13 protein-coding genes are annotated in these 15800 nt (G+C 32.0%); all 13 read right to left on the reverse strand.

Going from position 1 to position 15800, the window contains the following annotated elements:
- Window positions 1-335: 335 nt before the first annotated feature.
- On the reverse strand, window positions 336-1247 hold the full coding sequence (locus tag B7R67_RS08850; protein ID WP_088069571.1) for an aminoglycoside phosphotransferase family protein: 912 nt from the start codon (window positions 1245-1247) through the stop codon (window positions 336-338).
- 25 nt (window positions 1248-1272) lie between these two features.
- On the reverse strand, window positions 1273-1740 hold the full coding sequence (locus B7R67_RS08855; protein WP_088069573.1) for an NUDIX domain-containing protein: 468 nt from the start codon (window positions 1738-1740) through the stop codon (window positions 1273-1275).
- A gap of 186 nt (window positions 1741-1926) precedes the next feature.
- Window positions 1927-3090, reverse strand: coding sequence for an acetylornithine transaminase (locus B7R67_RS08860; protein WP_088069574.1), 1164 nt, complete (start codon window positions 3088-3090; stop codon window positions 1927-1929).
- The gene (argB, locus tag B7R67_RS08865; RefSeq protein WP_235822124.1) at window positions 3083-3853 is read right to left on the reverse strand and encodes an acetylglutamate kinase; all 771 of its coding nucleotides are present in this window, start codon (window positions 3851-3853) and stop codon (window positions 3083-3085) included. The genes B7R67_RS08860 and argB overlap by 8 nt, the downstream gene beginning before the upstream one ends.
- 15 nt (window positions 3854-3868) lie before the next feature.
- The gene (gene argJ / locus B7R67_RS08870) at window positions 3869-5077 is read right to left on the reverse strand and encodes a bifunctional ornithine acetyltransferase/N-acetylglutamate synthase (protein WP_088069726.1); all 1209 of its coding nucleotides are present in this window, start codon (window positions 5075-5077) and stop codon (window positions 3869-3871) included.
- 28 nt (window positions 5078-5105) lie between these two features.
- Window positions 5106-6137 carry an N-acetyl-gamma-glutamyl-phosphate reductase gene (argC, locus tag B7R67_RS08875; RefSeq protein WP_088069577.1) on the reverse strand — a complete coding sequence of 344 codons (1032 nt, stop codon included), beginning with the start codon at window positions 6135-6137 and terminating at the stop codon, window positions 5106-5108.
- A 184-nt stretch (window positions 6138-6321) separates the two neighbouring features.
- A complete protein-coding gene (locus B7R67_RS08880) occupies window positions 6322-7542 on the reverse strand; it encodes a phospholipase D-like domain-containing protein (protein ID WP_235822125.1) in 1221 nt (406 codons plus the stop codon).
- Between the two features lie 76 nt (window positions 7543-7618).
- On the reverse strand, window positions 7619-8389 hold the full coding sequence (locus tag B7R67_RS08885) for a 3-hydroxyacyl-CoA dehydrogenase (RefSeq protein WP_088069578.1): 771 nt from the start codon (window positions 8387-8389) through the stop codon (window positions 7619-7621).
- A gap of 18 nt (window positions 8390-8407) precedes the next feature.
- On the reverse strand, window positions 8408-9559 hold the full coding sequence (locus tag B7R67_RS08890) for a thiolase family protein (protein ID WP_088069580.1): 1152 nt from the start codon (window positions 9557-9559) through the stop codon (window positions 8408-8410).
- Window positions 9560-9589: 30 nt separating this feature from the next.
- The gene (locus B7R67_RS08895; RefSeq protein WP_088069582.1) at window positions 9590-10738 is read right to left on the reverse strand and encodes an acyl-CoA dehydrogenase family protein; all 1149 of its coding nucleotides are present in this window, start codon (window positions 10736-10738) and stop codon (window positions 9590-9592) included.
- 252 nt (window positions 10739-10990) lie between these two features.
- Window positions 10991-11995, reverse strand: a complete 1005-nt coding sequence (locus tag B7R67_RS08900) for a zinc-dependent alcohol dehydrogenase family protein (protein ID WP_088069584.1) — start codon at window positions 11993-11995, stop codon at window positions 10991-10993.
- Window positions 11996-12944: 949 nt separating this feature from the next.
- A complete protein-coding gene (locus B7R67_RS08905; protein WP_088069586.1) occupies window positions 12945-13799 on the reverse strand; it encodes a DegV family protein in 855 nt (284 codons plus the stop codon).
- A 177-nt stretch (window positions 13800-13976) separates the two neighbouring features.
- The gene (locus tag B7R67_RS08910) at window positions 13977-15800 is read right to left on the reverse strand and encodes a PAS domain S-box protein (RefSeq protein ID WP_088069588.1); all 1824 of its coding nucleotides are present in this window, start codon (window positions 15798-15800) and stop codon (window positions 13977-13979) included.

Genomic DNA, 15800 nt, shown 5'->3' on the forward strand with positions numbered 1-15800 from the left:
AAAGTATGTTGTTTCTATATGGAGACATTCTTAATCACTAGATTTTAGAAAAAAGCTACTTTTTCAGTAACCCTACAATATGCCTGTTGAAATATTATCTTTCATTTGCTCAAACAAAAAAAGCCACATATTGGACTTCATGATCTATAACTATAGTACACATTAGTTGAAGATCAAGGAGTCTGCTACTGCGGTCTTTTTTTGTGTTAATGTTAAGTATGTTCAACTGTTTCTTTTCTGTATTTAAATCCTTATTGCCCAAATTCACCACATATTTTTTCCCATTATTATTTCTATCTAAATAGTCTTAACTTCATTATCTTTTCTAATCTTCTTTATTTATTTAAATTTGTATGTAAATTTTTAAAAACTTGAATTGATTGAAAGAAGTTCTCATTATACGTCCCCTCATCTTCCAAACTCCAACAAGTTGATAAAACTGCATGAGAATATCCCCAAAATAAAACTCGTTCTCTATTTAAATCTAATTCTTTTACTAAAATATCAATGCGTTTTTCAATTACTTTATAAATATTCTTATGCTCTAAATTGTTTAATAAAAATTGGATAATATCATATTCTCTTTCTCCAATTAGTCCTTTTGGATCGATTGCTTTCCATGAGGCTTCACCAGCGAATAAAATATTATAATGATGTAGATCTCCGTGAAGTAAGTATGTAGTAGATTGAGATTTTAACATTTCCTTAAAGATAGTAAACGCATCAAGGAGCAAATCTTTCGATATTGGTCCTAATCCATTCGGAAACGTTTCAACTATTCTCCTAAAACTTTTTTCTCTGTTTAACATTGTGGGGAGTATAGTAGATTCAGGTGCTATTTTCCAAAGATTTTTCATAACTTTTGATGCTATGTGCATTGCCTCTTCTTCATTTTCAATTGACGCAAGAGTGTAGCCGGGAAGAAGTCGCTCCAATAGAATGATTCCTTTCTTCAGATCGTAATCAATCATTGATACAATCCCAGTATCTTTGAACACCCGTAAAGCTTCAACTTCATTCGTAAACTCTTCGTTCGGAACTGATAATTTAATCACTCCATCTTTGCCATCTTGGAATAGAATTGGGGCTACAAAATTATAAGACAATTCAAACGGAGTTAATATTTTCATTTGCCACTGATTTTCACATTTTAAGCAAAGTTCTTGAAAGTCCGCTAACCACTTTGATCCATTTTCTTTATGTATGTCTTTAATTGTATTTACGAATTTTTCAGGTAATATTATCAATTTAATCCTCTTCTCTATTTAAAGATTAGATTAGTTGTTCTTTTAGTTTGTATTCTTCTATTAATGTATTATTTTCGTATTTACCTTTTATATATTGAATAATTTGTTCTTTAATATTTGGAAACAAGACGATATTTTCTAGCTCATCAAGGGGTACCCACTTTACATCAGATTGATTTGGATCTGGATTAGTCGGCATAGAAGGGTATGAGCCATCTTTCATATAACATCTAAACATTAAGCTTAGTCCATGAATAGGATGTCCAGTCATATGAGGAGCATTTTCAGAGACAAATACAAGTTCTCCTACCTCAATATCAACACCTGCTTCTTCAAAGGCTTCCCTTTTTACTGCTTCTTTTATTGTTTCACCGGGTTCAGTCCCTCCTGCTGGCAAGTTGTAGTGAACTCCATCTTCATCTGTAAATTCAATTAATAAAACAGAATTTTTTTCTACAATTAATGCGCATGCTCGAACACGAATGTGATACATGTTATCCCCTCCAATTTTAGTGATTATTCCATTATCTATAATATAAACTTAATTTTCAATATATTTTTACAACAATAGCATTCCTTAAACAATTTAGATTTTATGTTTCATATCGTAATAACATAAAAAAGAGACTAGCTTTGGATAATACCACAGCTCGCCTCCATCATCTTCTATTTAATTTTTTCAATGAACTTTACTATCTAAAAAATAAAAAGAAAATGCCTTTTTTATAATACTAATTGCTTCATCAATTTCTTTGTATGATAAATTTAATGGCGGTAACAATCTTAATACATTTGCACCAGCTGTTCCTACGATTAAACCATTATCTAATAATAATTCTACTAATTTTTCAACTGGATTATTCAACTCAATTCCAACCATTAATCCTTTCCCACGAATCTCAGTAATTTGTGGAAACTCAATTTTCATTTCATTTAATTTATTAAATAAATATTCACCTTTTTCTTTTACACTTTCTAGAAATGTAAGGTCGTTAATCATGTTAATTGTTTCAAACGCAGCTGACATCGCTAAATAATTACCGCCAAATGTCGATCCATGTGCACCTGTTGAAAATGTTGTAGCAAATTTCTTTTTACCAATCATTGCGCCAACTGGGAACCCATTTCCTAATCCCTTTGCCAATGTAATAATATCTGGATTTAATGGAGTTTGTTCATAGGCAAACATTGTCCCTGTTCTACCCACTCCGGTCTGTACCTCATCAACAATGAGTAATAATTCATGTTTTTTACAAAGAGCTTGAATCCCTTCAAAAAAGTCATTATTACCAACGATTACACCACCTTCACCTTGAATAACCTCCAAAATTATCGCACCAGTATTTTCATTGATTTCATCCATAAGAGCATTTAGATCATTATATGGTACATATGTAAAACCACTTAACATTTCCCCGTAACCTTCATGTATTTTTGACTGTCCAGTTGCGGCCATCGATCCAAATGTACGTCCATGAAAACTTTGTTTAAAACTAATAAAATGAAATTTACCAGAATGCTTTCTCGCCAATTTGATTGCTGCTTCATTTGCTTCAGTACCACTATTACAAAAGAATACTAAGCCATCATTAAAACTTTTTACTAATAAATCGGCTAACTCCTCTTGTTTATGAATGGTGAATAAATTCGATACATGCCAAATTGACTCTACTTGCTTTTGTAAAGCATCTACGATTTTAGGGTGACAATGCCCTAAATTACAAACAGCAATCCCACTTAAAAAATCTAGGTACTTTTTATTTTCGGCATCATATAAGTAAGTACCTTTTCCGTTTTGAAAATTAATTGTTTTTTTATTATATGTTGGAAATAAATTACTCACTTAACACAACTCCTTTTGTAAAAATCGTACCGTTGATTGTTCCATCTTCATTTAAAAAATTTTCACCAACAATTGCAACTGAATCTACTTCGTTTAGTGCATTTATAGCACTTGTGACTTTAGGAATCATTCCACCCACAATTGTCTTTTCATCGATTAACTTTTCAACTTCATTCGGTGTTAACTTTTCAATTAATTTATTTCCTTGATCTAATACTCCATTTGTATTTGTTATATAGCAAAGTAACTCTGCATTCATGGCTTTAGCAATACTCTTAGCCGCTTCGTCTGCGTTAATATTATATTTTTGACCAATTCTATCTACACCTACAGGTGAAATGACTGGTACATACTCATGATCAAGTAATAATTTTAGAAGATTCGTATTCACTTGATTAATTTCCCCAACCCAACCTAATTTGCCCTTTTTGTAAAGTGAAGCTTCCAGTAATAAATTGTCGCATCCTGATAATCCAATCGCTTTTAAATTATATTGATTACAAACAATCGTTAAATCCTTATTGATTTTCCCGTTTAGCACATACTCTACAATCTCTAAAACTTCGGTTGAAGTCTTTCTGATACCATCTTCCATTTCTACAGGAATCGAAAATTTTAATAATAGATTATTGATTAGTGGTCCTCCTCCGTGCACAAGGATGACCTTCTTACCACACATTTTTAATTGATTAATATTTTCAAAGAAAGTATTTGATAAGTTCTGAATTAAACTGCCACCAAGTTTAATGACTACAGTTTCCATTTTCAAAATTCCCCCTTAAGTACGATAGCTTGCGTTTATTTTCACATAATCATAAGTTAAATCGCAGCCCCAAGCAGTTCCACATGCATCACCAGCATGTAAATGTACATCAATATAGATTATTTCATTTTTCAAAGCAGTTTTTGCCTCTTCTTCATCAAAATCAACTGGTTTACTACCAAATAAAACAGTTACCCCATTGATTGAAATGTCAATTTGATTAAACTCACCTTTTATTCCACTGTAACCAATTGCGCCAATAATTCTGCCCCAGTTGGCATCTTCTCCATACACTGCAGTTTTTACTAAATTTGATCCGACAATTGTTTTCGCAATTTGGTTTGCAATTGAATGATTTGAAGCACCATTTACATTCACTTCGATTAATTTAGTAGCCCCTTCACCATCTCTTGCAATTTTTTTAGCTAATTCCTCACAAACTAATTGAAAAGCTGCAGTAAAATTAGGCCAATCAGGATGATTTTCAGTTAACTCCTCATGTTCGACAGATCCATTTGCCATTACTAATACCATGTCATTTGTCGATGTATCCCCATCAACTGTAATTTGATTAAAGGTTTTATCCGTTACTGTTTTTAATAAAGTCTGAAGATGATTCGAACTAATCGTTGCATCTGTCGTTACAAAACCAAGCATTGTAGCCATGTTTGGATGTATCATTCCTGAACCTTTTGCAGAACCTGCAATTGTCACAATCTTTCCGTTAATTAATACTTCATAACAACTACTTTTTATTACTGTATCAGTCGTTAAAATCGCATTTCCAAAATCCACACCATCTTCAATTGTATTTCCTAGTGTTAATTGATTAATTCCATTTTTTAATCGATCCATTTTTAAATATTCACCAATTACACCAGTTGAAGCAATTGCAACTAAATGGTCTGGTAGATCAAGATGTTCAGCACACCAGCTTCTCATTAAATATGCATCATCTTCCCCTTTTTTTCCGGTACATGCATTTGCACATCCGCTGTTTACTAGGACAGCTTGTAAAGTATTACTATATTCAATACTTTTTCTAGTAATACCAATTGGTGCTGCAGGAAATAAATTTTGAGTATAAACTGCAGCTACTGATGCAGGTCTATCTGAATAGATTAATCCTAAATCTTTACGTTTGTATCGTAATCCTGCATGAACCCCACTTGCATAAAATCCATTTGGACATGTTATCGTTCCATTAACTTTTTTTATGTTCATTTCTTTTGTTATCAATTTTCATCTCTCCTTATGGGAATAATGGTGAATATTGTAAGCCCGTTTCTTCTGGTAAATCTGACATAATATTCATATTTTGAATTGCTTGACCGGCTGCTCCCTTGACCAAATTATCGATTACCGACACAATTATGATCCGATTTGTTCGCTCATCGTAAGAAGCGTGTAAATCACAGAAATTAGAACCATAAACATCTTTTGTACAAGGTATTGAGTCTCTAATTCTCACAAAATAGCAATCTTCATAACTTGATTTATATATTTCTTTTAACTCATCCTTACTAATACCACGATTAGCAGTAGCATAAATAGTTGTTAAAATCCCTCTTGTCATTGGAATTAAATGCGGAGTAAAGGATACATACTCCTGTGTTGCATCTAGCATTTGAATACACTGTTCAATTTCCGGGATGTGTTGATGATCCATAATTTTGTATGCTGCTAAATTTTCATTCCTATTCATAAATTGAGTCGTCTGATTGGCAGCTTTGCCAGCACCTGAAATTCCTGATTTGGCATCAATAATAATAGAATTACTTGAAATTAATCCTGCCTTTAAAAGCGGAGCAATTCCTAGGAGTGTTGCAGTTGGATAACATCCGGGATTTGAAATTTTATGCGATGATTTTATCGCTTCTCGATTAAGTTCAGTTAGTCCATATGTAAATTCATTTGATTTTGTAAAACAAGGATGTTTTTGTTTATACCATCTCGTATATAATTCCTCTTTGTTTAATCGAAAATCTCCAGAAAGATCAATTAGTTTCGTTTCTTCGCAATCAATTTCTTTGATTAATTCACTACTTACCCCATGTGGAGTAGCAAAAAATAGAATATCGTTTTCCGAAGCAGATTGATCTTTATCCCACATTTTTATTGAGCCTTTCACTTTATTTGCTAAATGCGGATAATAAAAAGTTAAATCTTCGCTATATTCTGTCGTTGAATAAAAATTCAACTTATTGATTTTAGGATGCATCGATAGTAATCTAATTAATTCAAGTCCACTGTATCCAGTGGCACCTACAATACCGACCTTCATATTTTTATTTCCCCTTTTATAAAATTATATTTATCATTATAGTTATGAATAAATATAAAATCAATTGTATTTTTATAAATATTTGAAAATAAAAAAAGATTAACCAATTTTCATGATTAATCTTTTCTATTTTTTAATTGTATTCTCCGTTAAAAATTACAGTATAACTAGTTACATCATTTTTTTATAAGTAATACTCAAATACTTTTGCTATTTTTTCTTTTACTCTTTCTTTAAAAGGTAAACGATTAATATATGATGGTGTAATTTCAAATGAATGATTAAATTCATCTTCTAATTTCGGCTCTACTTGTTTGATAAATTTTTGATCATAAATATAACAATTCATTTCATCTGTTAAATGAAATGATCGTGAGTCAAAGTTTGTTGTACCAACCATAAGAACTTTATCATCAATTTTAATTACTTTACCATGAAAAATTCCTTTTTTATAACCAAACACTTTAATATTATTTTTCCATGCTTGCTTAATATAAGGAATAGCTGCTTGTTCTACTAAAAGTGCATCTGACCTATGAGAATAGAGTACTTTTACTTCGATTCCCCTATTAGCTGATTCCATTAATGTATCCCATATTACTTTATTATTAGGAATAAAATAAGGAGAATAAATTGTGATGGAATGCTTTGCCTGTTTAAATAATTTGCGATATTCCTCTTCAATTCCTAATTTTGTATATGATACAAATTGTATCTGGCTTTTCCCGATTTTTGAGCTGATTTTCATTGGGGTAATTTTTTGATCCGAGTTTTTTCTCCAATCATGTACAAATTGTTTTTCTAACCCTTCAACACCGCTCCCTACTAATCTAAGTTGAACATCTTCCCAAGGTTTCAAATTTTTCTTTTCATCAATATATTTTTTTCCTATATTGAATCCACCAATATAACCAATTTCGCCATCAATGATCGTCATTCGCCGATGATTTCGATTGTTGACAGATGCAAAAAAGTAAGAAAGTTTAGGGTTATTAAAATATGTAAAATGTACACCATGATTGATTAATGATTGTTTCTCTTTTCTTTCCAATAAAATTCCACCAAGACGGTCTACAGCATAGTAAACGGGTATACCTTCGTCACTTTTCTGTTTTAAGATATTTAAAAATTGATGGGATATTCGATCATTAGAAACTGAAAAGAAATAAATATGAACTTCTTTTTTTGCATGCTTAATATCATCAAATAATTGGTTATATAATTTCTTTCCATTTGTATGAATAGACAAATCGCTATAACCAACCGGATAAGTAATTGGCTTCTCAGCATAAATATTATGTTTTTGAGCATAGTTCATTTCGATTTCATTCAAAGCAAATAGAATTCCTAATAATGAAATGAACAATACGATTACGATCATGACGAAATAAAATATTTTTTTCATATTTCCCTCTTTTAGCGTTTGGCATAAGAGTATTTTTTGAAAAAAATATCCAAATTATCCAAAATATAATATGATTTTATTTTGGTTGCATACGAATTGCACCATCTAATCGAATAACCTCACCATTTAACATTGGATTTTCGACAATACTTTTTGCTAAATGTGCGTACTCAGAAGGTTTGCCTAGACGTGAAGGGAATGGAACCATATTTCCTAATGATTCTCTTGCCTTTTCAGGTAAAATATCAAACATTGGCGTTTCGAAAATGCCTGGTGCAATACTCATCACTCGGATACCATATCTTGATAAGTCTCTAGCGATTGGTAATGTCATACCTGCAACTGCACTTTTTGATGCCCCATATGCTGCTTGGCCCATTTGGCCATCAAATGCTGCAACTGAGGCAGTATTAATGATAATTCCTCTTTCACCAAATTCATTCGGTTCATTTTTGATCATTTGTTCAGCTACTAGGCGAATAACATTAAAAGTTCCAACTAAATTAACATTAATGATTTTTTGGAATGATTCAAGTGAGTGAATTCCATCTTTTTTAATTACTTTTTCTGCTAGAACAATTCCAGCACAGTTAACCAAAGTGTTAATTAAACCATATTTATTTAATACATTTGAAATTGAATTTTTAACAGATTCTTCAGAGGAAACATCTGTTTTCTCAAAACAAACAGAGTCTTCACCTAATTCAGAGATTAATTTCGTAGCTCTCTCCTCATTTAAATCAAATATTGCAGCTTTCCCACCGTTTTCTACGATCATTCTTACTGTTGCTTCACCTAATCCAGATGCTCCCCCAGTTACAATTGCAATACTTTCACGGATATTCATTTTGTTTTCCTCCCGGTCTTAATTTAATCTCTCTATAATCGTTGCATTTGCCATCCCATGACCTTCGCAAATAGCTTGTAAACCGTAGCGACCACCAGTCTTTTCTAAAGCATTACATAGGGTTACCATTACTCTTGCGCCACTTGCTCCAAGTGGATGACCTAATGCAATAGCTCCACCGAAAATATTTAATTTTTCAAATGGGACACCCAGTTCTTTTTGCCACGCCAGTGGAACTGTTGCAAATGCTTCATTAATTTCAAATAAATCAATTTGATCGATTGATAATCCGCATTTTTGAAGTACTTTATGTGTTGCTTGAATTGGCCCTGTTAACATTAGTTTTGGATCAGAGCCTACTACAGTTCTACCGATAATTCTAAATTTAGGTTTAAATCCTAATTCATGAGCTTTCTCTTTGCTCATTAAAAGAAGACCTGCTGCACCGTCACTTATTTGACTTGCATTTCCAGCAGTTACTGATCCAGTCTCGACAAACGCAGGTTTAAGTGTTGCTAGTTTTTCGATTGAAGAATTTTCTCTAGGTCCCTCATCTTTACTTACTGTAACTAGTTCACCATCTTCATTTTTAACTGAAACTGGAACAATTTCATTTTCAAAATAACCTTTTTTCATTGCATTTAAAGCTTTTTGATGGCTGTTAAATGCAAATTCATCCTGCTCGTTACGAGTAATATTCCACTTTTCATTGATCCGTTCAGCAGAGATACCTTGATTAAAATCTCCAAACATTCCTATTAGCTTTTCATTCCATTTTGAACCTTTTAAATTTGAAAACATTGGAACACGAGTCATACTTTCAACGCCTGCAGCAATTACAATTTCCATATCACCACTTAAAATTGCTTGCGATGCAAAATGAACAGATTGTTGGCTTGAACCACATTGACGGTCAATTGTAACACCTGGCACTTCGATTGGAAGGCCTGCTAACAATGAAGCAACTCTTCCAATATCACCAGCTTGCTCTCCAATTTGAGTTACACAGCCCATAATGACATCATCAATTTCTTTTGGATCAAATTCATTTCGACTTACTAATTCCTTAAGTATAATCGCAGCTAAGTCATCAGGTCTTGTTTCGCTAAAACTACCACCTCTTTTACCAATTGGTGTTCTTAAAGCATCAACAATCACTACTTCTCTCATAAATATGATCCTCCAACTATTTATTTTGGATTAATTTAACCCTAGATTTTTTGCAATAATCGTTTTCATGATTTCATTTGTACCTGCATAAATTGACATAACTTGAATATCTCTAAAGCGTCTAGCAATCTCATACTCTTCCATATAACCATATCCACCGTGCAATTGAAGGCACTCAGAAGCAACTTTCTTAGCCAAATCCGTTATCCACCATTTTGCCATTGATACTTGCTTAACAAAATTTTCGCCTTCCATATGCTTTAAAATTAAATTTTCAATGAAAGTACGACCAATTTCAATTTCAGTTGCTAATTCTACAATTTTAAACTGTGTATTTTGGAATTGACTGATTGATTTACCGAACGCTTTTCTACTTTTAACATATTCAGTCGTCACTCTTACCATTTCCTCTGCTGATACAAGTGCTTCCAACGCAACTACTAATCTTTCTTGCTGCAATTTTTCCATTAAGTAATAAAAACCTTTACCTTCTTGGCCTAACAAATTCTTAACAGGTACTTTCGCATCTTGGAAAATTAATTCAGCAGTATCTTGACTATGCAGTCCGACTTTATTTAATTTCTTTCCTCTAGTAAAGCCTTCTGTATTATTTTCTACTACTAATAAACTAATTCCTTTATAAGACGGTTGAATCGTTGAATCCGTTTTTACTGCAATAATAACTAAATCTGATTGGATCCCATTTGTGATAAACGTTTTTTCACCGTTTACGATATAATAATCACCTTGTTTTACTGCAGTAGTTTTTATATTCGCTAAGTCAGACCCAGCTCCAGGCTCTGTCATTGCAATAGCAGAAATATATTCACCAGAAATACATTTTGGCAGCCATTCCATTTTCTGCTCTTCATTTCCAAATGCTGTTAAATATGGAACTACAATATCATTGTGTAGTGCAACTCCAACTAAACTTGAACCAACCTTTTCCAGTTCTTCTATAATAATAACTGAGTAGCCAAAATCTACCCCAAGTCCACCGTATTTCTCGTCAACATATGGACATAAAAATCCTTCGTTTCCTAATTTATCCCAAAATTCCCTTGGTATCATTCTGTTTTTTTCCCATTCCTCATAAAAAGGAACAGCTTCTTTTTGTAAAAATTTTCTAAGAGACGTGCGGAAGATTTCATGTTCTCTCGTTAAGTAAGTATGTTTCATAATTAAGCCTCCTAAATAGTATATTCGAATTTAAAACGCTTACAATTTACAAAATACTAAATATTTTAAATATTACATTTGTAATAATCATATGATGTTAATTGTAATTTATCAAGGAGCAATAAAAAAAGAACTAAATAATTTAGTTCTCTTTAAAGGATATGCAATCATAAAAATTAAGTTATTCAAACTGAAAAAACGCTTCATTTTCTAGCTCCTAGATTAAAAAAAGGAGGTGTCAAACAGTTGTATTTAATCAATTTTGATTGTAATTTTCCCAAAGTTATTTCCTTCTCCCATAAGATGTAAAGCAGAAATTACTTCGGTAAAATCATATGATTTGTCTATAATTGGTTTAATTTTATGTTCTTCAAAGAATGTTAACATTTGTTCAAATTCTCTTGGACTTCCCATCGTTGTACCTCTAATATCCATATTTTTAAAGAATACTTTCGGTAAAACTGTTTGAGGAACTGGTCCATTCGTCGCACCAAACGTAACAATTCTTCCACCTTGAGCAGTCAAGTCAATTAATCGATTAAATGATTCACCACCAACGCCATCGATTGTAAGATTTACGAATCCAAACTCTTTTCGAAGGTTTTTATACCAATCTTTTTCACGGTAATTAAACCCAGCGACCGCACCTAGCTCAATTGCTTTTGCAATTTTTTCATTACTACTTGATGTAGCGATTACTTTTGCACCATATGCAACTGCTATTTGTAAGGCATATAATGCTACTCCACTACCAATACCAGGAATTAAAACTGTATCATTTTTCTGTAACTGGCCGCGTGTAAATAACGCGCGATAGGCAGTAAGTGCCGCTAATGGAATTGCTGCTGCCTCTTCCCAACTTAAATAGTCTGGTTTTTTATATACATTTTCAACTGGTAAAGTAATATATTCAGCAAACGTTCCATTCATGGGCATTCCGAGTACAGTAAATTGTTCTGAATTAATATCGTCACGGTCCCCCCAATCTAAACTTGGGTTCATAATGACTTCATCACCTATATTAAATGACTTTACTTCAGCGCCAATCCCTTCTATTACTCCTGCTCCATCTGATCCTAATATCCCATCTAATTTCATGCCAGGATACATGCCGTGAGTGATAAAAAAGTCACGTCTATTTAATGAAGCAGCTTTTAACTTAATCAATACTTCATTCGCTTTCAATGATCCAAATTCAACATTCTCAAATTTTAGTGATTCCGGTCCATTTGTCTCTCTTAAAATGTAAGCCTTCAATTAAACCACTCCATTCTATTATTTTAAATAAATCCAACCTTTTAAATATGTAAATAATAATTTGCTTCTTTTTTCATTTTAACAAAAAAACTTGCTGCAGTTTTAAAAAAGGACTTTATAAGTATGTACATTTCCAGTCATTTTTTTATTATTTTTTTCTTATTACTATGAATTTTTGTTATTGTCATTGTCTTACGGTACATGAAATTTTTTAATTTAAGTCTTCTATTACGGTACATGAAATTTATAATTCTTTAAACATTTTGTTGTTTACCAGTTTTCTCCTTTTTTTAAGAATCTTTCCTATCATATGTATGTATAAACCATTCTTTTATCCTGCTAAAATTTATTTCCACAGGAATATTTTTCTGAATTTACAGTTTTTTTGTTAACTGCGCATTTCAGTTCATATTTTAATACTTCAATGTGTCAAAAAATGTTTATACACCACTAACTATGTCTTTTTTTGACTTAGGTTTATAGTAAACAGATATAAACTATTTCCGTCCGCGAACTATTTTTACTATTTTGATATACCTAGTTACCTGCGATACATTTCTTGTAAAGCGTTGTAGCTAAATATAGCCAGAGCTGCACATAAGTGAGGAAACGCTGCTATAGAGATTGGTGTAATGCAAATAAGTTAGGAAATGTTGCTATAGATTGGTGTAATGCGAATAAAATCCGAAAATAGCAATTAAATTAATAAAACTTCAATTAAAATCTAGAGAATCGCAATTAAATCTTGTAAAACTGCAATTAAATTCTAAAGAATCGCAAATAAAGTAAAAATTTACCCATACCTGTTAGAGTATTATGAGCCATAATTTACTATTCTAGTTTCTTTCAAATGAAAAAATAGTAAATTTACATTCAAAATCTCATAATAAATGAAAAAACTGCTTAACCCAAATAAAAAAACTCTCACTTTACATGAGAGTCGTGATAATCAGTATTTTTTTGATAAGAAAAAGATTCCTAAAGCACTAGGACCTGTATGTACACCGACTACAGCTCCAATTGAATTGATTATTAAATGATCAGCCCCAACAATATCCTGCATTTGATTAATAAATTTTTCGATTAAAGGATCTTTTTCACCATAAACTAATCCAACAATTGTTTTTTCTTCATCTTTTCTACTCTTCATTAGTTCAATGATTTGATTTAAGGCTTTTTTACGGCCACGTACTTTTTCAAGTGGTTTAAATATCCCTTCACTGACCTCCATAATCGGATTGATATTTAGCATACCACCTAAAAAGCCGGCAAATTTACCAACACGACCTCCACGAATTAAATATTGCAGTTCGTCGACTGTAAAGATATGTTGTATGTTTTTAATACTATTTTTTAATTGATCGATTACGCTCTCTATTTTTTCATTAGTATTTAAACTCTCTATTAACTCCATCACTAATACACCTATTCCTAGTGAAACGGATCTAGTATCAATAATATCGATTAAAGCATTTGGAAACTGTTCAATGATGTCTAGCCTTACTAATTTAGCAAAATTATAAGTGCCAGATAAATCACCAGAACATGGAAAATAGAGACAATGGTGATCTATACAGTATGAAACAAATGTTTGATAAATAGATTCATATGAAGGTAATGATGAAGTAAACCGCTCTCCATTTTTCATTCTCACCATAAGCTCTTCAGCCTGAATATTGACACCGTCAAAATACTCTTTCTCAGTTTCATCAAACACTCTTAATGGTATAACTGCGATATTGTATTTTTCGATTATTTCATGTGGAAGATCTGCAGAACTATCCACAATTAATTTTACATTCAATTAAATACACTCCCATTTATCTATATATGTTTTTTTTATCTTATTATATATTTATTTAAATATTCAATCTATTTTCCGCTTCTTTAAATAATTTTTATCAACAAATGGTTATAAAAATAAGCAAAACATTTTATAAGAAAAATGTTTTGCTTTATTTTCAATATGCTTCTTTGGTTTTTAGTTTCTGTATATTGGTAAAGTGATCTCTACTTTAGTTCCCTTGTTTATTTCACTTGTGATGTTCATACTACCATGGTGATCTTTTATAATTTTGTTGCTAACTAGTAAACCTAATCCTGTGCCTTTCTCTTTTGTTGTGTAAAAGGGCTCCCCTAGTCTGGCAAGCAGCTCCGGGGAAATACCACAGCCATTATCAGAAAAACGAATAAGGACTTGGTTGTCACTTAAATGTTTTGTTTGAATACTGATTTTACCTTTTGAAGAAATTGCATCTAGTGAATTCTTAATGATGTTGATAAATACTTGTTTTAATTGATTCTCTTCACAGTTGATTGCAACATTTGTGCATTCAAGTTGTTTCATCATTTCAATATTTTTTAAATTAGCTTCAGATTCAAGCAATTTAACAACACTTTCAATGATATTGTCCAATTTAAACGGCTTCACATGAATATTTTGTGGCTTCGCCAAGACTAGTAGCTCACTCACGATAAAGTTGATTCGCTCTAATTCTGACAACATAATCTCAGTAAAATCGGGATTCCCTGATATTTCTGGTTGTAAATACTGAATAAAGCCTTTTAACGAAGTAAGAGGATTTCTGATTTCATGTGCAATACTTGCAGCCAGTTCTCCAATAACCGATAACTTTTCTGTTCTCATAAGTAGGACTTCATTTTGTTTCCTCTCTGTAATATCCCGTGTAATGTTGAAAAAGTGGCGACATTCGCCGTCTATTCCAAAAAATGGTATTCCTCTTGATTCCAAGTAAATCGTGTTTTCATTATCAAGATTGTATCGATATTCACAGATAATAGGTTCTTTTGCTTTTAGCATATGTGAAAATCGTTCACAGACGAAAGGTGCATCGTCTTGATGAATATTTTCAAAAAGAATTCGATCAGTGCCTAGTTTTTTCATATGTGATGGTGAGCTATACCTTACATCGCCATTTTGATTAATTACAGAAATGAAGTCTACTGTATTTTCAGCTATGAATCTATATTGTTCCTCACTCTTTCTTAAAGATTCTTCTGATTGTTTTCGTTCTGTAATATTACGTGATACGATTAGGTAACTTTCGATCTCAGAGTTCTCGGATAAAATCGGTACACAACGCGATTCTAAATAAACCCATGAACCATTTTTATGTTTTAATCTCACTTCTATTTGTACAATTTTCTTATGGATCGAAATTGATTGACGAAGTTGTAGTATTATTTTCACATCATCAGGATGAATATAATCAAAAGTATCCGCTTGAAGATATTCATTTAATGTATACCCTAAGTGAATCTCTATAGATGGCGATACAAATATTTTTTTCATGTTTACGTCATAAGTACTTATAATGTCGTTCGTATTTTCTACAAGAATACGGTATTGAGCCTCACTCGCTTGAAATGCTTCTTCAGCCTTTTTTCGACCTGTAATATCTCTGGCGATAACAGAAGTACCTACGATGTTTCCTGTAGTATCTCGAATATAGGACCCTGTTAAAGATACATGAACAATCGTACCGTCTTTTCGTTTCCGAATAGTCTCATATCCCGAAATTTTCTCTCCAGATTTTTTTATCGAATGAAATATTTCTTTTGTCTCATTTATTAAATGTTCAGGTACCAAGCAGAAAGGATCATTTAGAAGGTCTTCATATGTCCATCCATAAATTTTTTCAAATGCATTATTTACGATCAGTATATTTCCTTGCATGTCTCTAATGGAAATAGCGTCAGTTGTAGTTTCGACAAGAGACTGAAGTAGCTCTTGCATGTGGATATCTTTTTTACATAGATTTGTTCGTAGCGTATCTTTATCCAT

Origin of the sequence: Gottfriedia luciferensis (genome assembly GCF_002156865.1) — a bacterium.
GTDB lineage: Bacteria > Bacillota > Bacilli > Bacillales > Bacillaceae_G > Gottfriedia > Gottfriedia luciferensis.